Below are 18,728 nucleotides of genomic sequence, written 5' to 3'. Positions count from 1 at the left end.
TTTGTTATTATCAGGATGTTGTTTCTTCGATAAGGAACTGGGGTCTTTTCCGTGATTCGTCCAGTGCCCGCCAGACATATTCCCCAAGAACTCCCAGCATTACCATCTGGATACCCCCTATAATCAGGATTACAACCATCAGGGAGGACCAACCTTCAGGAGGTTTGCCGGTGATTGCATTCAGAATTATAAAGAGAGCGTAAAGAAACCCGAAAATTGCAGTAATAATTCCGATATAGGACATAAATCGTATCGGAAGATAGCTGAATGACGTGATGGAATCGATCACAAGTGTGATTTTTTTCTTGAAACTCCATCCGGATTCTCCATGGAGACGGGCCTTTTTTGTATATTCGATAAAATCCTGTTTGTAACCCATCCAGGCAACTAATGCCAGAATACTCCGGTTTTTTTCTTGGAATTGCAGAATGCCATTAATAACACGATGATCGATTAAAAAGAAATCCGCACCGGATGGATGAATATTCTGTATGCCAACAATATCCCGCATGATCCGGTAATAAATTCGTGCAAACAAGTGATCCTGAGTACGAATCCCTTCACGTTGTTGTCTGACCGCCCAGACAACGTGGATCCCGGCTTTCCATTTTTCATAGAGTGAAGGAATGACCTCCGGCGGATCTTGGAGATCTGCTGCCATGATAACTGCACAATCCCCCCGTGCATAACTTATCCCACACATTATTGCGGTATGTGATCCATGGTTACGTGAAAGACGAATTCCACGGACCTGTGGATCAGAATTTGAGATATGCCTGATTACATCAAAGGTAGTATCTGAAGAGTGGTCATCGATAACAATCCACTCCCAAGAAATTCCTAATCTTGTAATCACTTCGTTGAGGCAAGTATACAATTCAGGAATATTTTTTTCTTCATTATATGCAGGAGTAATAACAGAAAGCAGGGGATTTTTTTTTTTATCAGAATTATTGTTATTATTTAACCCAGCCGGATTATCATGCATATTGTTTTCAGTCATTTAATCATCTCATGACATGCAGTTATCAAGTGTTTTGCAACATAATCCTGTTCTTTATCTGTCATCTGGTGAAACAGTGGCAGGATAATACAATGGTCCTGGGCTTTTTCTGATTCAGACAAATCAAACCGGCAGGTACCTACATAGGGATTTTCCCGGTGGGCACACATAACCCCGCGACGTGTGGCAATTCCCCTATCGAGCAGATACTGCATTATCTTCTTCTGATCACATACGTCAGTGAGTCTCACACAATAACTTTGCCAGTTACTACTTGCCCAGGGTGGTTCATACGGGAGGATTAAATCCGTAGTTCCATCAAGAACCTGCCGGTATCGTTCCGCAAGATACCTGCGGCGTTCAATCATATCATCAAGCCGTTTTAACTGCTCCCTGCCAACAGCTCCCTGAATATCGGTCATACGGTAATTATAACCAAAAACCGGATAGGATTCAAAGATTACTTCATGAGCACCATGACGGACAGAGTCCGGTACATTCATCCCATGCTGCCGGAGAAGACGGAATGTGGCATCACGGTCAACCTGTCCGGTGGTTAACATGCCCCCGTCACCGGTTGTGAGAAGTTTGCGGGGATGGAAGGAGAAGCAGGCAATATTCCCGTGAGGTTTTCCAATCTTTTCCCATGTTCTTCCATTCCGGATTTCGCTTCCGCTTGCACATGCAGCATCTTCAATAACCGGTATGTCATAACTACATGCAATCGTATTGATTTTTTTCATATCGCAGGGCATCCCCAGCTGATGCACTGCAAGTATTGCCTTTGTACGATCTGTGATGGCGTCTTCAATCAGGTCCGGATTCATATTAAAAGTACGGGGATCAATGTCGATAAAGACCGGGATTGCTCCACAGTACCGGATACTGTTAGCCGTCGCAATGAACGAGTGACTGACCGTGATTACTTCATCGTTGTTTTTTACACCGGTGGCAAGGAGGGCGACATGAAGGGCGGTTGTGCAGTTGGAAACAGCGCAGGCATATGTGGCACCAACTGTAGCAGCAAACTCCCGTTCAAACGCTGCAACTTCCGGTCCCTGGGTAACCCACCCAGAGAGAATTGCTCGTTTTGCAGCATCAGCCTCTTCCTGTCCCATCCAAGGTTTTGCCACAGGAATTGTCATGCGTTTTTCTTGAACATTACGGTTCATGTTTTATCCAGGTATGAGTTACTTCTTGTTCGAGTAAGTCTTCAGCAGAGGATCCCTGACTTGTATACCAAGCCATCAGATTGGATAACCCCTCTTTCAGCGTGACCTTTGGCTTAAAATCAAGGATCTTTCTTGCCCGGGATATATCGGCATACAATCGCAAGGTATCTCCAGGGCGCTGCGTTTCGTGTTGCATTCGGGCATCTGGTTTTTTCGTGACACCAGAAATGGCCTTTGCAAGTTTATTGATGGTAATCTCAGAACCTGATCCCAGATTAATGGTGTTTCCTATAGTATCAGCAGACTCCCCTGCCAGAATAATTCCTCGAGCAGTATCACTGACATAGAGAAAATCCCGTGTCTGTGTCCCATCCCCAAAAATAACCAGGGGTTGATCCGCAAGACACCTCAACATGAATTTCGGGATCACTTCCCCGCTGTCTCCTTCATGGTGGCATCGTGGGCCATATGTATTGAACGGCCGTACAATAACGGTCGGGAAACCATAAGTCCGGTAAAACGCGCGGGCATACGCTTCGCCAGCGAGTTTGGCTGCACCATAAACGGTCATCGGATACGTGGGATGATCTTCAACCATGGGAACAGTCATGGCAGTTCCGTATACTTCGGAGGTAGAAATGTGGACAAAACGCTTTACTTCCGCCTCTTTTGCGGCAAGGAGGAGATTAAGTGCGCCAAAGGCATTCACTTCATGGTTTTCCACCGGGGAGTGGATTGAATGCCGGACGCCGAGACATGCAAGGTGGAATACCATATCAGTTCCGTCCATGAGATTCCGGATAAGTTTCTCATCCCGAATGTCTCCCTTAATGATCTTTAAAGATTTTTTCGGAACCCCTGCAAGGTTTTCACGTTTCCCATTCACAAAATTATCTACAACTGTTACCTGATAACCACGCGAGGCAAGTTGTTGAACTAATTCAGAACCGATAAAACCGGCTCCACCGGTTACGAGAGCCGTTTTTAATGATTTATTGAAATTATTCGGCCCTTCTTCGGTTTTCATCATACTTTCCTACTCCTTATTACTTTTGCTGGCACACCAGCCACAACGGAATATGGGGGGACATCCTTTACAACCACAGCTCCAGCACCGATTATACTTGATTCCCCAATAGTAACACCCGGTAAAATTACAGCATTTACTCCAATATCGACATTGTTCTCAATTATAACGGGCATAATCTCCAAATCCGTTTGAATTATCGGAACATCAGCTGGATTCCCCGTATGTTTTGAACCAAGAACTTTTGCTCCAGGACCCCAACCAACATTTTCTCCGATGATTAGATCCCTTGCATCAAAATAACTCATGGGACCGATCCAAGTATTGTTTCCGATAATACATCTTCCATCAAAACGACCTTGAATATATGTCCCTTCTCCAAGAAACACATTATTACCAATTTCAAATGTTTCGGGGTGTTTAAATTGAACACCACTGTTAATTTGAATACCACTACCAAAACATTTGACTATACTACGCAAAATAGCACGACGTATCAGTAAATCCAGTTCACCATTTCCGTTGACAAACCTGCTATAGAGTTCACACAATCCTTGTCGGCTATATTTTTCATGTAAATGTTTTGACAATCCAATTTCAAATTCCGGATCCTTTTTAATTTCACGGATGCCATGAACTGCTTTTACAACTCGTGATTTTGGTTTATCCATTATAAACCAACCTGCTTACCATTTCGATCTGTTCATCCGTCATTTCCGGAAACATCGGCAACGACAAAACTTCATCTGCTGCTTTCTCACTGTGGGGGAAATCCCCTTTCTGGTATCCGAGTTCCTGCCATGCTTTGAGCAGGTGAACAGGAATCGGGTAATGAATCCCCGTACTGATTCCTTGTTCCTGCAATTTCTTTTGCAGCAATTCCCGCTGTGATGTCCGAACAGCATATACATGGTAGACATGGCGTGAATATGCCATCTCTTTCGGAGTCGGGACACCGGTGATCAGATCGTTATACTTTTTCGCATGGGCACGCCGTGCTTCAGTCCATTGTTCAAGATACCTGAGTTTTACCCGCAGGATAGCCCCCTGCATTCCCTCTAGGCGGTAATTAAACCCTTTGAGATCATGATAATATTTTTTCTCTGCACCCCAGTCCCTAAGCATCCTCACAACACGGTTGTATTCCGGATTGTTTGTTGTCACCATGCCCCCTTCACCATAGGCCCCGAGGTTTTTTCCCGGATAAAAACTGAAACAACCCATATCCCCGATGCTTCCGACACGACGTCCTTTATATTCTGCACCATGCGCCTGTGCAGCATCTTCAATCACCGTCAGGTTATATTTCTTCGCAATAGCCATGATGGGATCCATATCTGCAGGCTGACCATAGAGATGAACCGGAATAATCCCTTTGGTACGGGGCGTAATTTTCGATTCGATAAGATCTGGGTTTATAGTGAACGATTCCGGGTCGATATCAACAAAAACGGGTTTTGCACCGGTATAACCAATCGCAGCAACTGTTGCAACAAAGGTAAAGGGAACCGTAATCACTTCATCGCCCGGACCCACACCGGCAGCCAGGAGCGCCAGGTGAAGGGCACTGGTCCCGGAATTTACCCCGGCTCCATGCTTTGCACCGCAATAAACTGCAAATTCTTTTTCAAATGCAGTGACTTCATCCCCCAAAACAAACTGGGTGCTCTCAAGAACCCTAAGTACTGTTGCATCAATCTCTTCTTTTATCGAATGGTATTGTGCCCGAAGATCAAGAAATGGAATCATGGGTGCTCCGTATTATGAAATGGGGATAAATTTTCCATTTTTGGTCATCGATTCAGATGCTGCTTCGAGGATTTTTACGATCTGAAGGCCGGATTCGCCACTCGTGAGGGGCTTTTTGTGGTGCTGGATGCAATCCACGAAATGCCGGGCTTCTTTTAAGAGTGCTTCAGTAATATCAAGCTGCGGCGCATGCATATCGCCAACACGATACCCGATCATGAGTTTGTAGAGGTCGTCCTTGTCCTGCTGAACGGTGATACCCCGGTCATAAATCTTGATCTTTTCACTGGGTTCAAGATCATCATACACCACCATCTTGCGACTACCGCCCAGGAGGGCACGACGTACTTTTACCGGTGAAAGCCAGTTGACATGGAAATGGGCAATCAGGGTGGAATTGAAGAGGAGCGTGATATAGGCAAGATTCTGGGGCTTTCCCGGCACATGGCTGATACCAATGGCAGATACTGAAACAGGACGTTCCGGAATAATATAATCCATGATGGCGAGATCATGGACTGCAAGATCCCAGACCACACTTACATCGTTCTGGAAGAGACCCAGATTCACCCGGACCGAATCATAATAGTAAATATCACCCAGCTCATTTCCTGCAACAAGCTGGTGCATTTTTTCGACGGCACCGGTGTAAATAAAGGTATGATCTACCTGCAGGGTAAGTCCCAGTCGTTTTGCTTCATCGATCATTTCCTGAGCAGCTTTTGAGGAGTGGGCAATCGGTTTCTCTACAAAAACATGTTTGCCTGCACGCAATGCCTGCATAGTAAGATCATAATGAGTTGAAACCGGTGTGGCGATAACAACTGCATCGACAGCCTCATTACGAAGAATATCTTGAAATTCAGTTGTAGTCTTTACTTTGGGATAACGTTTGGAAACGAGTGATAAGCGTTCTTTCCTGAAATCAGAAACAGCTACAACCTCACAGCAGTCAACCTCGGAAAAATTTCTGACCAGATTAGGACCCCAATATCCATACCCGACAATTCCAACACCTACCATACTATTCACTTACCCCGATAATAATTAAAAATATGCAATTTCGTATTCATTTGCGGTCACGTTTTTTTACGATTGTTGTTCCCATCGATTTTTCAAAATAAAACTTACCTGAAATGAGACTGTAATTGGAATTAATAAAGTCTAAAACTTCTTTTCTTTGTCTTAAGGCTTCGATTGTATCCAGTCCTTTCCCCTCACTTTTTACAAAATCAAATATTAGGATTGCATCATCATTTAGATTATTCGTTATTCCTTGGAGAACTTCGAGGGGATCGGGTAAATGTTCAATCACAGTCATTAAAAAAACCAAATCAAATTTTTTTGGAAATTGGACCGGTTTATGCGGTGGAATATCTATAAAAGTAACTTTTTCAAATTTTGATAATTGATATTTCGCATAGTGAAAAGAAAAACTCCTGATATCTGCAATAGTAAAACATTGTTGTTCTTTAATTGAAAACCTCAGACAACTTTGAGTAATCGGTGCAACACCACATCCATATTCTAATATCTGGTTTGCACGTCGTATGTAATTTTTATATGGGTAGAATGAAATCGGATATAATGCATATTTATACACACTTTGGAATACCAGAAAAATATTCTCTTTTTTTTGCCAAGTGTTAAGAAATTCGTCTGCGGTTGAATTATCCTTTATCTCAATCGAATGAAATTTTCCACGATAATTGGAGTATAAATAAAAAAAATCATGGATTCTTAATGGACGTCCTTTAAGTGATGATGTCCAATAATTGGAGAATTCTTCAAAATAATAACGAATATTACCCGAATCTATGAGTCTTTCCCATAATCCAAGATAGATCAATAAAAGGGTTGGATATAATTTTAATTTAAAAAAAAATGATGATGTTTTTCGATTGAACTGTGAGTGTAATTCTTCAATGTTGATATCGATATCATCATATTTATTGACAAATTGTAATTTACTATTCAATTCCCCCACCATAAAACTCACTTACTCCAGCTCATGATAACAATTCCCACAATTATTGTTAATACTCCAAGGATTTTTAACCATGTCATTGATTCCTGAAAAATCAACACAGCCCCGATAGTGACAAGGATAAATGTGACACTCACAAGAACCGGATAAGCAATACTCAGTTGTTCTGTTGCTATTATCCGGAACCAGATTATAGCCGCCAACGCATAGAATATTACGCCAATATCAAACAATGGCTGGCTCAATAATTTCATCATTGACTGACTCATGGTTGGAATATTGAAAAAAAAACCTCCTGCCCGATCTACACCGGCACGTAAACACAGATTTGCCGCTGTTTGTACAATACCACAAAAAAGGAGGAGAATCCAACCCATATATGTCATAATATCCTCTCGGCAACATCGGTTACGTTTCCAAGAATGCGTGCGGGTACTCCCGCAACTTTAGCATATGGGGGTACATCATGGGTGACAACTGCACCTGCTCCCACAAGCGCAGACTCCCCAATTGTTACACCGGCAATTATCGTTGCATTGCTCCCAATAGCTGCCCCTTTTTTAACAAGAGTTGGGACAACTTTCCAGTCGCCATCTTTTTTCAGCAATCCTGTTCTATCAGTAGACCTAGGAGTTGGATCATTGGTGAACATAACACCATGCCCAATAAAAACTTCATCTTCAAGGATCACACCCTCACAGATAAAACTATGTGAAGAGATTTTACATCGGGAACCGACCCGCGCATTTTTTTGAATCTCAACAAAGGTGCCGATTTTTGTGTCATCACCAATAAAACATCCATAAAGATTAACAAGACCTGGATGATGGATTATTACATTCTTTCCTACAGTGACAGAATCTGCAACCGGCATTTTATCACCCGTGCATAGAATAATTAAAGTATATACTACTCATGCATAACTCCAGATGTGTGTCGGATTTTTTTTTGTTCATGATAGATCATCATAATCAGTTTTCTTGAATACTCATTATCATATTTTATCGTAAAGAGTGGATCTTCGAGCGGAAGAATTCCAATCTTCCCCCCCACCATCTTGCCACTACGTATAAGAGGAACAGATGTCACACATCCCAAACCATAAAGCGAACGAAATAAAGGGTTTTTATGATCACGCGGTTTGAGGTTTTCGTTGATGGGTTTGAATGAACCCTCCGGTGAAAGTTCCCAATAGTTCTGAAAATCTTTGAATCCCGGAAATACATTGTCAAGCCCTTTATAAATATAATCACAGATGAGGTTATCAAAGAGATCTTTTGGACGGAAGGGATACAGATAATTTGCGTAAAGGATTATATCCGGATAAACACCGGTTTCTTCTATTTGAGTTAAAGCGAATTGCAAGACATCTTCTATACTCTTATTCGTGGACAATAACCATTCTGGACGCCGTATGCAGGAAATCCCTTCCTCAAGAGATATCTTTATAGCGGATTCTGATTCAGAAAAAACGTAGATCCCTTTGATATATTTTGAGTCTTTCGCTGTTTTTATTATTTGTTTGAGGAGATTCAAATCATCAATCTGGATAACCTCCCCAAGGACCGGTAATATTAACATAACATTACAGTTTTCCGGCTTCATGGGATCCGGTAAACCGTTAAGTGCAGTACCGGCAACCTGTTCGATTATTGATACGACCCCTTTTGCTCGGACAGGATCGTTACTCTGGTGAACCCCGTGGTAATGATAGACCATTGCTTCAGGTTCATAGGCGAGATTGAATCCTGCATCGATGACAGCCTTACCCCAGACACGGTCTTCAATATTGGTAACATTTTCATCAAATGGATATTTCTCCCAGATCTCCCGAAGGATCATGCTGTTTGCGTTATGAAAAAACGTATCTTTTACTTGTATCCTGCGATCCAGGCCAAACGTATTAATCAGATCTCTCTTATCGAGAGTGTCACTGAAACAGACCGGTATTTGACGTCCATATACTCCCGCAATTTTTGGATCGGAAAAATTCTCCAGCAACCCGGACAGCCACATATTCGATTCGGGAATGCAATGTGCGGATAGGCATACGATATATTTTCCCTGAGATGCACGAATACCTTCATTGAGAGCATGACCTGGCATAAATTTTTTAATAGTGAGTGTTTTTGCAATAGGAAAACGTTGTGCAATGGTCAACGTACCATCACTACTGTCATTATCCACAATAATTACTTCAAAATCGTTATATTCCTGTGAAAAAACCATTTTCAGACAGGATCCAATCCACCTTTCTTCATTTTTTGTCCGAATTATTATCGAAACGTTCACCATCGTTCCAACCCCATTATTCAAACCAGGACATTTCAAGGATAATATCTTCCGGAATATCTTTCCGTGCTCGTTTTCCCAGAATTGTTGCAATATTTCGTGGCGCGATGCCGGTACCTGGGTTTTTATAAACGATCATATCTTCGGAAATGAATGTACCGATAGGAATTTTGCATGCAGATACTGCAGAAACATGATATTTTTGCCGGGTGATATTTTCTGTCGGAGACACTTGTTTTATAGGCTTTCCACGTGCTGCAAGTATTCCTTTGACCTCCCGAACAAGAGTAATTAGCTCACAAGGTTCAAGGGAAATACGATGGTCAAATCCGATCATCGTATGGTCAAGGGTAATATGACGCTCAATGCATTCTGCACCCATAGCAACGCTTGCGAGTGTTGGCAGTAATCCAATTTCATGACCGGAATAACCTACAGGCACCCCATAACGTTCTTTTAAGAAGGAGATCATGGAAAGGTTGCATTCTTCCAAGGGAGTCGGATATGCTGAAACGCAATGGAGCAGAACTAGAGGGGTTCCTGCATGTTTGAAGATTGCGACCGCATCATCAATCTCGTCAAGCTCACACATTCCTGTAGACAGAATTGTAGGTTTTCCCGTTTTTGCCACACTGTTGAGCAGAGGAATGTTCGTCAAACTGTGGCTTGCCAGTTTATAATACCGAACGCCAAGGCGTTCAAGAAATATTACTGCATCCTTATCAAAAGAGGTACAGAGAAATTCCAGTCCTTTTTGTTCCGCATATTCTTTTAATTCCCGATAAGCTGTAAAATCGAACTCAAGATGGTTTCGGATTTCACCGTAAGTTTTACCGAATTCAGGAAACCTGCTGTCCTGAGCATCAAGTACAGATTTTACGGCTAGGTCCTCAACAGTTCGTTTCTGGAATTTAACCGCATCTGCTCCGGCAATAGCACAGACATCAATCAGTTTTTTCCCGATATCTAACGAACCGTTGTGGTTTAAACCGATCTCGCCAATGATGTAACAGGTTTCCGGATTTATTTTATTTTGAAATATTTCTATGAGTTTCAATTCTCAATCCCCCTTTTCAAGGAAATTTTTTAGTAATTTTGCCGCATGGGAATATGCGATCATCTGACCCTCGACCGTCATTCCCCCAATATGGGGTGTAATGATCAGATTATCTTGCTTTTTGGAATAATCAATAAATAGATTTTGTTTTTTAGACTGGACTTCATCCGCAATAACATCCACTGCAAGACACGAATCCGGATGTGTTCTTAAAAAATTGATCGCATCCTTTTCAACAATAACATCACCCCGGGAAGTATTTACTAAAATGACCGTCGGCTTTACTATTGAAAACCACGAACTGTTTACCATATTTTTTGTTTCAGTAGTAACGTGAACATGCAAACTTATAATATCTGAATCCTGAAGAAGCTGATCGAGTCCAACTTGGTAGATATCGGTTCTTTCAACAGTTTTATATGGATCATAAACAAGAACTTTGCATCCAAATGCACGGGCATAGGCAGCAAATTTTGTTCCGAGTCTGCCATACCCGACCACCCCTACGGTAAGGAAGTCCATCTGTCTCCCAATGTATTTAGTATAATCCCACTCACCGGACTTTACCGATTCAAAAGCCTGAGGTATATGACGCAGGGCCGCAAACATAAGGGCAAATGCATGTTCGGCGGTGGATGAAATTTTCGTTATTACATCTATCTCTGTTGTCAGGGAAATTACTGTAATTCCCTTGCTTTTTGCATATTGAATGTCTATATGATTCAGTCCGGTTGATGCTGTGCAGATTGCCCGCAGATTTTTCCCTGCATCAATCAAATCTCTGCCGATAAACACGTTAGATTTGTTAGGATTGGTAAAAATCACATTATATTTAGGTATTATTCCCAAGACCTCGTTTAACGTTGGATTATCATAATATTCAACATCACCTGCGCTTTCAAGTAATTCCTGAACCCCAGGAATATGTTTAACTGGTGTGATGACAAGTATTTTTGGCATTGACAATCCCTCAGTCTAGATTTTGATTTTATGAAATTAGTTGAATTAATTCTTTATTGCGATACAGATGATCCGATCGCTCTGACCTTTTTTATCAAAGATTAATTGTAATTCATTGATATTATCGATAAACGCTCTATACAACTCAGAATCCTGAACCCGGGGATTTACTAGTATAAGATTATTCAAAAGTTCATAAATATCTAGTCCGTGATACCAAATAACGACGGGCGTGAAACCGGTTTTTTCAAGTGCGGTTATTAAAGATTTTTCAGTAAAGAGCATAATGTGCTCACTGGGGCTCATATGTCGGAAAACATTTTCCGGGAAAAGGGATTGGGTCATTGATGCCACTGAATGGGCATTTGGAACCTGAATCATGACTGCCCCCCCGGATTTCAAGAGAGAATGTGCCATTGAAAGATGATTCAATGGATTGATAACATGTTCAAGCAGACCAATGAATGAAACCACATCCATTTTTTCCGAGTTTTCAGAATGGACCGCAATAAATTCCTGTAGGGTCTGATTCATCAAAAATACATTGAAGGTATCTTTTGCGAAATTCACAGAACTTTCACTCAGTTCAAGACCATATGCGGACCAACCCCGGGATAAAAGGACACTTACAAGATCCCCTATACCAGATCCAACATCAATCCATTTGCCCCGGGAAATCCCAAGGTGTTTTTCCGCAAATTCAACTTTTGGCAGAGCAACATGATCTCGCCGGTAAAAGCAGGTCTCCTTGTTCGCATAGGTTATCTCAGACCAGTATGCATTTTTCTGATAAAATCTCCTTATTGATTCTTCTGAGTAACGTTTATTTGTATATACATGGCTGCAGTTTGTGCATTCTACATAAGGAAATCCATGTATGTTTACGACTAGTCTTGATTCCTTATTCCCGCAAATATAACATTCTCTTTGCTCGACCGGGATTTCATTATCTGATAGAAAATCTGTAATTTTTTTAGTTTTTTCGAGGTGCTCCCGGATATTATTCAGAACCGGTTTTTTTAATTGAAAAATATCAATCTCTTTACCGTAAACATATTCCATTTAATCACTCCTTTGTTTCAGAAGATTAGTGGTTTTAAAATCCACCACATATGGGCGTGGGTCCTGTTTCATGAGTAGTTCAGCAATATAAAAATCCATAATTGAGTCCACGTTGACTGAACGTTCATCAGGCATGTAATACGGACGACTATCTGTGGTACCATATCGAGCGTTTTTAACCATGAGGACATTTCGGGTCATGGCATAGATTGAACCATTTCGGATATATGCATCCGGTTTAAGATCCTGACGCCGACTGGAAAGTTCAGGGACACAGAAATCTACGATCCGGTCATCAACAATTTTCTTGATCCGTGCGGGATGATGATCATTAAGTTTTGTTACACCAATAACTGAATCGGCACCGGTTTTTATCAACTTTTCAATTGCCGCATCAATATCTGCAGTTATTTTCATGGGATTTGTACACATAAGTTCTACAACAAAATCATATGGTATCCCTTCCTCCGTCTCAGCCCATTCAACAGTATGTTTCATGGCATCGAGCGATGTGGCCTCATCCGTTGCGAGATGGGCGGGTCGCAAGAATGGTGCATCAGCTCCATATTCTATGGCTACTTTCTGGATTTCGGGGTCATCGGTAGAGATAATATACCGGGATATAAACGCGCTCTGTTTTGCCTCCGCAATGGTGTATGCAATGAGGGGTATGCCGAGAATCGGGCGAATATTTTTGTGAGGGACACCTTTTGATCCGCCTCGTGCAAGAGTAATTCCGAGAATCCGGTATTTTTTAGTGTTCATAATTCAGATACACTCCGTTTGGATATTATGGCTTTTTGTGAACATGCCATGGTAATAATGTGCTGAAATGGCCCCGACGTTTATTGCCACGCTTGGATTTATGATCCTGCAAGTCGAATGAACAGACAATCCCCGGTGATTCAACCTGAAATGATTTTTCGTGGAATTTACTGGTAAAGTTGATAAATACATCATAAGTTCCCGGGCCAAGACTTCGTTTTGGTACTTGTATCTGAAGAGAATAATATCCTTCGTTCAGTTCATCGAGAGGATTTTCTCCCATATCGAAACTGTCCGAGACCATGACAATAGCCCCGTCTTTTTTGCGTATTTCCATATATCCATACAAGCCAGGAATAGTTTTGTTCACTTTACATTCAAAATCAATCAAGAAATCATGATCGCAATAAAAATCGGCAACCTCTTGATGTTCAATATTTTTTGTTGTTGCTGCCAGAATCTGGAAATCCTTGTGAGGTTGTTCTTCAAATAAGCGTTTTGTCGATTTATCATGATTTACCTGCATGGAAAGGTATACTTCAATAACGTCTGAGGTTTTTCCGATTTTAATTACCCGCCCTTTATCGATGAGAATGGCTTTTTTGCATAATTGTTCAATGATTGCCATATTATGACTGACAAAAAGGACGGTTCTTCCCCTTGATGCGACTTCTTCCATTTTTCCTAAGCACTTTTTCTGGAACGCCGCATCTCCGACAGCAAGCACTTCATCAATCATCATTATTTCCGGGTCAAGATGTGCTGCAACAGAGAATGCGAGTCTGACATGCATACCACTTGAGTATCGCTTCACCGGAGTATCGATAAATTTTTCTATACCGGAAAAGGATACAATTTCATCGAATTTGCGGTCGATCTCTTTTTTTTTCATGCCAAGAATCGCGCCGTTAAAATATATGTTCTCCCGTCCGGTTAATTCCGGATGAAATCCGGTCCCTACTTCAAGAAGGCTTCCAACGCGCCCGCGAAGGATTATCTCTCCATCGGTCGGACTGGTAATTCGTGTAAGAATCTTTAGGAGCGTACTTTTTCCTGCACCGTTTGGCCCGATTATACCAACAATATCGCCACGATCAAGAGTGAAGTTAACCTCTTTTAATGCCCAAAACGTATTGTAAAAATGTGAAAATTCATGAAAGGTTCTCACAGGGTTTTTGATAATGTCTGAGATTGTTTCTCCAAGAAGCTTGTACGATCGGTCTGCACCGATACGGTACTCTTTTGACAAGTGCCGTACTTCGATGATCGGTCGTTCCAATTTATTTTCTGCCATTTAGATCAGATCCGCAAAATATTTTTCTGTTTTTCTGAAATAGACAATTCCTGAAAGGAAGATTGCCATTGTAATAATCGCCGATATAATAAGTCCGAACAGATCAAATTCAATTGTTCCCAGTAAACAGGCGCGGTGTGCATTAATCAACCCGGTGAGAGGATTGAGGAGAAGGAGCCAACGATAATTCTCTCCAACCATAGTTGTCGGATAGATGACGGGGGAGATGAACATCAGAAGCTGGATAAGGAATGGAAGGACGAATTTCACATCACGGTATTTGACACAAATCGATGAAAGCCAGTATCCCATACCGGCAGCCAGCAACAGGGTGAGAAGGATAATTATTGGGAGAAGAATGATCATTACACCAGGGTAAATTCCATAATAGACCATCATTATCGCAAGGATACTTATCGCAATACTGTAATCCACAACTCCAGCGAGACAAGGTGCTGTAGGGATAAATATCCTGGGAAAATAGACTTTTGATATCATATTCATATTACTGACAATGCTAATACCAGAAAGACTTACAGAATTTGAGAAATATATCCAGAGTAAAAGCCCAGAATAGGAGAATATTGGATACGGGACTCCATCAGAAGGGATATTGGCAAGGCCACCAAAAATTAAAGTGAATATGATCATGGTAAAAAATGGTTGAAGTAAAGCCCAACCTGCACCAATTACCGTTTGTTTGTAGCGTACTGTGATCTCGCGAAGCGAGAGAAAAAAAAGGAGCTCGTGATGTTCGATAATTTCTTTCCAGTTAAGATCTAGAATCCCATAATTCGGCTGTATTACCAGTTCATAATCATTGTCTGCATCCGGCATCTCAGAAACTTCCTTTAACCCACTGAATGTATTTCCGGAGTCCGTCCTTTATATCAACATCAGCGTTCCAATGAAGGAAATCCCTTGCTTTTTTAGTGTCGGCCCATGTATTATCTACGTCCCCTTTCTGTTTATCAAGATAATGAATTTTCGGGCTGTTACCGGAAATATCACCAATAGTTTGAATAAGATTAATTACGGAAATACGATTTCCACCGCCAATGTTGAAATATTCACCTTTAATCTCGCTCGATGCTGCGAGCATGTTTGCCTTAACGACATCGTCAATATATGTAAAATCACGTGTTTGGGTACCGTCACCAAAAATTGCAATGGAATCACTGTTGATAACCGAATGGACAAATTTATTGATTCCCATATCCGGTCTTTGTCTTGGGCCATAGACGGTAAAATATCGTAATGAAACAGTGGGTATCTGGAAATTTTTCCAGTATAAATAACAGAGATGCTCAGCAGCCAGTTTTGATACACCATATGGGGATATTGGTTGGGGTTTCATGTCCTCACGCATGGGTAAAGGTGCATCTCCATATACAGAGGATGAAGAAGCATAGACAAATTTTTTCAAAGGGGTATTCTTGTAATATTCGAGAAGTTTTTGGGTTGCATCAATGTTATTCCGGGTATATATGGCAAAACTGGACCCCCAAGACGCCCTTACTCCAGCCTGAGCTGCTTCATGAAAGATATAGTCCACAGCCGGAAACGAGTCTATCTCCAAGATGTCCTTTTCAATAAATGTGAAATGGGAGTTCTTTCGGCAATCACGAATATTGGATTCCTTAATGGATCGGGGATAATAATCTGTGAAACAATCAATACCAGTTACGTCATATCCTTCCTTCAGAAGACGATCTGTCAGATGGCTTCCGATAAAACCTGCACAACCAGTGACGAGAGCTTTCATTATTTCACGCTCTTTTTGAGAAATGCGCGCAACGGAGTTCTCAAAGTTTTATCCTCAAGTGCATACGCAATAATCGTTTCGATATACCCCAGTTTGTCCCCGGTATCAAATCGTTTTCCCGGGTAACAATATGCATACACATCTTCTTTCTTCATAAGATGACGAATTGCATCAGTGAGTTGAATTTCGTCACCGGCTCCTTTGGAGGTCTGTTTAAGGCAGGAGAACAGTGTCGGAGTGAATACATATCTTCCAATAGAACCGAAATTCGAGGGAGCGTCTTCCAGACGTGGCTTCTCAACAATATCTTCCAGAAGGATAAGGTTTTCTCCGCATTCCTTACCTTTAATAATACCGTATTTACTGATATGTTCCTCAGGAACTTGTTGAATGGCAATTACTGATGACCCTGTTGTATTAAAAATGTCTATAATCTGTTTTGTACATGGTGTATGGTCCTTCATAATATCATCTCCGAGAAGAACAGCGAATGGATCCATCCCACAATGTTTCTCGGCATACAGTACTGCATCCCCAAGCCCCTTGGGTTCCCGCTGTCGGATGAAATGAATCCCTTCAAAACGTGAAATACACCGGAGATCTTCGAGCTGCTGGCACTTACCATGGTGTTCAAGATGCATCTTGAGTTCAGGTGCATCATCAAAATAATCCTCAATCGCCCGTTTCCCCCGACCCGTTATGAGAAGAATATCCTCAATACCGGAATCGACTGCCTCTTCGACTACATAATGAATGGCCGGTTTATCGATGATCGGCAACATCTCCTTTGGCATCGATTTTGTAACTGGCAGGAACCGTGTTCCAAGCCCTGCAGCTGGGATAACTGCTTTCGTAACGCTCATTTACCAACAGACCCCTTCATAAATTGCTGCTTCTTTACGGGCTTTTTCAACTCTGCGCCCATCAATGACCAATTTTCCATGGTAGTCAAGTGATTCAAATTCTTTCCATTCTGTCACAATGAGCACGGCATCAGCATCCAAAACTTCTATTGCAGATGTTGTATAGAGCAGATCCGGAAATTGCTGTTTGAAATTATCCATGGCAACCGGGTCATATGCTATCACATGCGCACCGGCCTCTTGGAGCATATTGATTATGATTATTGCTCGACTTTCGCGGATATCATCAGTGTCAGGTTTGAATGCAAGTCCCAGTACGCCAATTGTGCGGTTTTGGAGATTCATATGTTTTTTTAAGAGGGATATCATTCGTGCAGGTTGATCGTCATTTATCTCCATTACGGCATTGAGAACTCTTGGTGTGATTCCGATGGATTTTGCATGGGCAATAAGAGCGCATACATCTTTTGGGAAACAGGATCCTCCAAAACCTATGCCCGTACGAAAAAATTTTGGATTAATTCGTGTATCAAGACCAACACCGTCAAACACGGAGAAACTATCGATCCCCAGTTCTTTGCAGAGATTTCCGATCTCATTGGCAAAACTGATTTTTGTTGCGAGGAAGGCATTGCTGGCGAATTTGATCATCTCGGAGGTACGAAGAGTCGTTACAAAGATTGGGACATTTAGTGGGGAATAGAGATTTTCCAATAATTCGTGGGTTATTTTATCTTGGGCACCAATGACAACCCGGTCGGTTTTAAAAAAATCTTCAACAGCAGTTCCTTCTTTGAGAAATTCTGGATTTGAAGCAACGCCAAAATCGACAAATGCTTTTTTTCCGGATTCGTTCTCTAAAATTGGGATAATCAGGTTTTCGATTGTCCCTGGAAGGACAGTACTTTTCGTAATTATCGTGTGATGTTTTGGATCGGAATGAAAAGCTTTTCCAATGCTGTGGGAGACAGTTTCTATTTGGCTTAGGTCACTGGATCCATCTTCAAGGGGGGGGGTTCCCACACAGATAAATGTGGCTTCAGTTTTCCAAACCGCATCGGCAATATCTGTTGTCGTCGTTATTTTTTTCTGGTTTTTCAATAACAACTGATCCAGACCCGGCTCAAAAATTGGGCTTTTTCCGGATTTTATTATATCCAGTTTCCTTGCATCCCTACCAACAAAAATAATGTGATGCCCCATTTCTGCAAGACATGCTCCTGTTACAGATCCTATATAACCTGTACCGATTATCGAAATGTTCACGAAATCACGTTCTCCGATTTTCTATCATATTTAGATGGGCATAAAAATAAAACAATGTTTCGAAATATTCGTTCCCTTCCGGAGGTATATTATATCTATACGAGAGCCAGTTTCTAACATAGTTAATATTTTTCGATAAAAAAATCCAATTTTTATGATTGACTACCGGGATAACCTATTGTGTTGTACAAAATTATAGAATGTTAAGTATTTCGGTTTATCCGAGATCAGGTCATTATAAAAAACTAATGATAAAGAGCGATTGTTAGTGAAAACCATTTTGAGATAACTGTGATTGGTCAAAATTTAATGAAAATGTAGTTCCATATCGAGAGAGTTTTATCTTTCATTGGTTTTTATCGCGGGTTGGGATTTTTAATTTTCCGGATGAATTCCCACAAACAATTTTGATTTGCCCGTTTTGATCCCGTTTTGCGTAAGTTCTAATCGAGATAATATTTGAGGA

The 18,728-nt window shown here is 41.4% G+C and carries 19 protein-coding genes; all 19 read right to left on the bottom strand.

The window, feature by feature from the left end; translation table 11 throughout:
- Positions 1–10: 10 nt before the first annotated feature.
- The 19 genes from WC593_13810 to WC593_13720 are packed head-to-tail and all read right to left on the bottom strand — an operon-like array spanning position 11 to position 18,262.
- On the bottom strand, positions 11–988 hold the full coding sequence (locus tag WC593_13810; GenBank protein ID MFA4826222.1) for a glycosyltransferase family 2 protein: 978 nt from the start codon (positions 986–988) through the stop codon (positions 11–13).
- An 11-nt stretch (positions 989–999) separates the two neighbouring features.
- Entirely contained in the window at positions 1,000–2,148 is a 1,149-nt protein-coding gene (locus WC593_13805; GenBank protein MFA4826221.1) for a DegT/DnrJ/EryC1/StrS family aminotransferase, read from the bottom strand.
- Positions 2,149–2,164: 16 nt separating this feature from the next.
- Complete coding sequence (locus WC593_13800; protein MFA4826220.1) at positions 2,165–3,205, bottom strand: SDR family NAD(P)-dependent oxidoreductase; 1,041 nt, start codon at positions 3,203–3,205, stop codon at positions 2,165–2,167.
- On the bottom strand, positions 3,202–3,873 hold the full coding sequence (locus tag WC593_13795; GenBank protein ID MFA4826219.1) for an acyltransferase: 672 nt from the start codon (positions 3,871–3,873) through the stop codon (positions 3,202–3,204). The genes WC593_13800 and WC593_13795 overlap by 4 nt, the downstream gene beginning before the upstream one ends.
- Positions 3,866–4,951 (bottom strand): DegT/DnrJ/EryC1/StrS family aminotransferase, encoded by a 1,086-nt coding sequence (locus tag WC593_13790; GenBank protein ID MFA4826218.1) that lies wholly within the window; start codon positions 4,949–4,951, stop codon positions 3,866–3,868. Before WC593_13790 ends, WC593_13795 begins: the two co-directional genes overlap by 8 nt.
- Before the next feature lie 12 nt (positions 4,952–4,963).
- A complete protein-coding gene (locus WC593_13785; GenBank protein ID MFA4826217.1) occupies positions 4,964–5,974 on the bottom strand; it encodes a Gfo/Idh/MocA family oxidoreductase in 1,011 nt (336 codons plus the stop codon).
- Positions 5,975–6,020: 46 nt separating this feature from the next.
- Positions 6,021–6,941: a class I SAM-dependent methyltransferase gene (locus WC593_13780; protein MFA4826216.1), complete on the bottom strand. Its 921-nt coding sequence runs from the start codon at positions 6,939–6,941 to the stop codon at positions 6,021–6,023.
- Positions 6,942–6,946: 5 nt separating this feature from the next.
- A complete protein-coding gene (locus tag WC593_13775) occupies positions 6,947–7,324 on the bottom strand; it encodes a hypothetical protein (protein MFA4826215.1) in 378 nt (125 codons plus the stop codon).
- Positions 7,321–7,812, bottom strand: coding sequence for an acyltransferase (locus WC593_13770; GenBank protein ID MFA4826214.1), 492 nt, complete (start codon positions 7,810–7,812; stop codon positions 7,321–7,323). The genes WC593_13775 and WC593_13770 overlap by 4 nt, the downstream gene beginning before the upstream one ends.
- 35 nt (positions 7,813–7,847) lie before the next feature.
- A complete protein-coding gene (locus WC593_13765; GenBank protein MFA4826213.1) occupies positions 7,848–9,233 on the bottom strand; it encodes a glycosyltransferase family 2 protein in 1,386 nt (461 codons plus the stop codon).
- Positions 9,234–9,246: 13 nt separating this feature from the next.
- A complete protein-coding gene (locus WC593_13760; GenBank protein MFA4826212.1) occupies positions 9,247–10,287 on the bottom strand; it encodes an N-acetylneuraminate synthase family protein in 1,041 nt (346 codons plus the stop codon).
- Between the two features lie 3 nt (positions 10,288–10,290).
- Positions 10,291–11,247, bottom strand: coding sequence for an NAD(P)-dependent oxidoreductase (locus tag WC593_13755; GenBank protein MFA4826211.1), 957 nt, complete (start codon positions 11,245–11,247; stop codon positions 10,291–10,293).
- Between the two features lie 45 nt (positions 11,248–11,292).
- Positions 11,293–12,309, bottom strand: coding sequence for a class I SAM-dependent methyltransferase (locus WC593_13750; GenBank protein MFA4826210.1), 1,017 nt, complete (start codon positions 12,307–12,309; stop codon positions 11,293–11,295).
- Positions 12,310–13,074, bottom strand: a complete 765-nt coding sequence (locus WC593_13745) for an acylneuraminate cytidylyltransferase family protein (protein ID MFA4826209.1) — start codon at positions 13,072–13,074, stop codon at positions 12,310–12,312.
- A gap of 25 nt (positions 13,075–13,099) precedes the next feature.
- A complete protein-coding gene (locus WC593_13740) occupies positions 13,100–14,368 on the bottom strand; it encodes an ABC transporter ATP-binding protein (GenBank protein MFA4826208.1) in 1,269 nt (422 codons plus the stop codon).
- Entirely contained in the window at positions 14,369–15,205 is an 837-nt protein-coding gene (locus WC593_13735; GenBank protein ID MFA4826207.1) for an ABC transporter permease, read from the bottom strand.
- 1 nt (position 15,206) lies between these two features.
- On the bottom strand, positions 15,207–16,133 hold the full coding sequence (locus WC593_13730; protein MFA4826206.1) for an NAD-dependent epimerase/dehydratase family protein: 927 nt from the start codon (positions 16,131–16,133) through the stop codon (positions 15,207–15,209).
- Positions 16,133–16,996, bottom strand: coding sequence for a UTP--glucose-1-phosphate uridylyltransferase GalU (gene galU / locus WC593_13725; GenBank protein MFA4826205.1), 864 nt, complete (start codon positions 16,994–16,996; stop codon positions 16,133–16,135). The genes WC593_13730 and galU overlap by 1 nt, the downstream gene beginning before the upstream one ends.
- Positions 16,997–18,262, bottom strand: a complete 1,266-nt coding sequence (locus WC593_13720) for a UDP-glucose/GDP-mannose dehydrogenase family protein (protein ID MFA4826204.1) — start codon at positions 18,260–18,262, stop codon at positions 16,997–16,999.
- Between the last annotated feature and the right edge of the window lie 466 nt (positions 18,263–18,728).

Source organism: Methanoregula sp. (assembly GCA_041645435.1).
Classification (GTDB): Archaea; Halobacteriota; Methanomicrobia; order Methanomicrobiales; family Methanospirillaceae; genus Methanoregula.
This window is presented reverse-complemented; position numbering and strand designations above follow the sequence as displayed.

Excerpts from the sequence above, each read along its gene's own strand:
- WC593_13810 (MFA4826222.1), bottom strand. The coding sequence starts at position 988 with ATGCATGATAATCCGGCTGGGTTAAATAATAACAATAATTCTGATAAA.
- WC593_13805 (MFA4826221.1), bottom strand. The coding sequence starts at position 2,148 with ATGACAATTCCTGTGGCAAAACCTTGGATGGGACAGGAAGAGGCTGAT.
- WC593_13800 (MFA4826220.1), bottom strand. The coding sequence starts at position 3,205 with ATGATGAAAACCGAAGAAGGGCCGAATAATTTCAATAAATCATTAAAA.
- WC593_13795 (MFA4826219.1), bottom strand. The coding sequence starts at position 3,873 with ATGGATAAACCAAAATCACGAGTTGTAAAAGCAGTTCATGGCATCCGT.
- WC593_13790 (MFA4826218.1), bottom strand. The coding sequence starts at position 4,951 with ATGATTCCATTTCTTGATCTTCGGGCACAATACCATTCGATAAAAGAA.
- WC593_13785 (MFA4826217.1), bottom strand. The coding sequence starts at position 5,974 with ATGGTAGGTGTTGGAATTGTCGGGTATGGATATTGGGGTCCTAATCTG.
- WC593_13780 (MFA4826216.1), bottom strand. The coding sequence starts at position 6,941 with ATGGTGGGGGAATTGAATAGTAAATTACAATTTGTCAATAAATATGAT.
- WC593_13775 (MFA4826215.1), bottom strand. The coding sequence starts at position 7,324 with ATGACATATATGGGTTGGATTCTCCTCCTTTTTTGTGGTATTGTACAA.
- WC593_13770 (MFA4826214.1), bottom strand. The coding sequence starts at position 7,812 with ATGCCGGTTGCAGATTCTGTCACTGTAGGAAAGAATGTAATAATCCAT.
- WC593_13765 (MFA4826213.1), bottom strand. The coding sequence starts at position 9,233 with ATGGTGAACGTTTCGATAATAATTCGGACAAAAAATGAAGAAAGGTGG.
- WC593_13755 (MFA4826211.1), bottom strand. The coding sequence starts at position 11,247 with ATGCCAAAAATACTTGTCATCACACCAGTTAAACATATTCCTGGGGTT.
- WC593_13750 (MFA4826210.1), bottom strand. The coding sequence starts at position 12,309 with ATGGAATATGTTTACGGTAAAGAGATTGATATTTTTCAATTAAAAAAA.
- WC593_13745 (MFA4826209.1), bottom strand. The coding sequence starts at position 13,074 with ATGAACACTAAAAAATACCGGATTCTCGGAATTACTCTTGCACGAGGC.
- WC593_13740 (MFA4826208.1), bottom strand. The coding sequence starts at position 14,368 with ATGGCAGAAAATAAATTGGAACGACCGATCATCGAAGTACGGCACTTG.
- WC593_13735 (MFA4826207.1), bottom strand. The coding sequence starts at position 15,205 with ATGCCGGATGCAGACAATGATTATGAACTGGTAATACAGCCGAATTAT.
- WC593_13730 (MFA4826206.1), bottom strand. The coding sequence starts at position 16,133 with ATGAAAGCTCTCGTCACTGGTTGTGCAGGTTTTATCGGAAGCCATCTG.
- galU (MFA4826205.1), bottom strand. The coding sequence starts at position 16,996 with ATGAGCGTTACGAAAGCAGTTATCCCAGCTGCAGGGCTTGGAACACGG.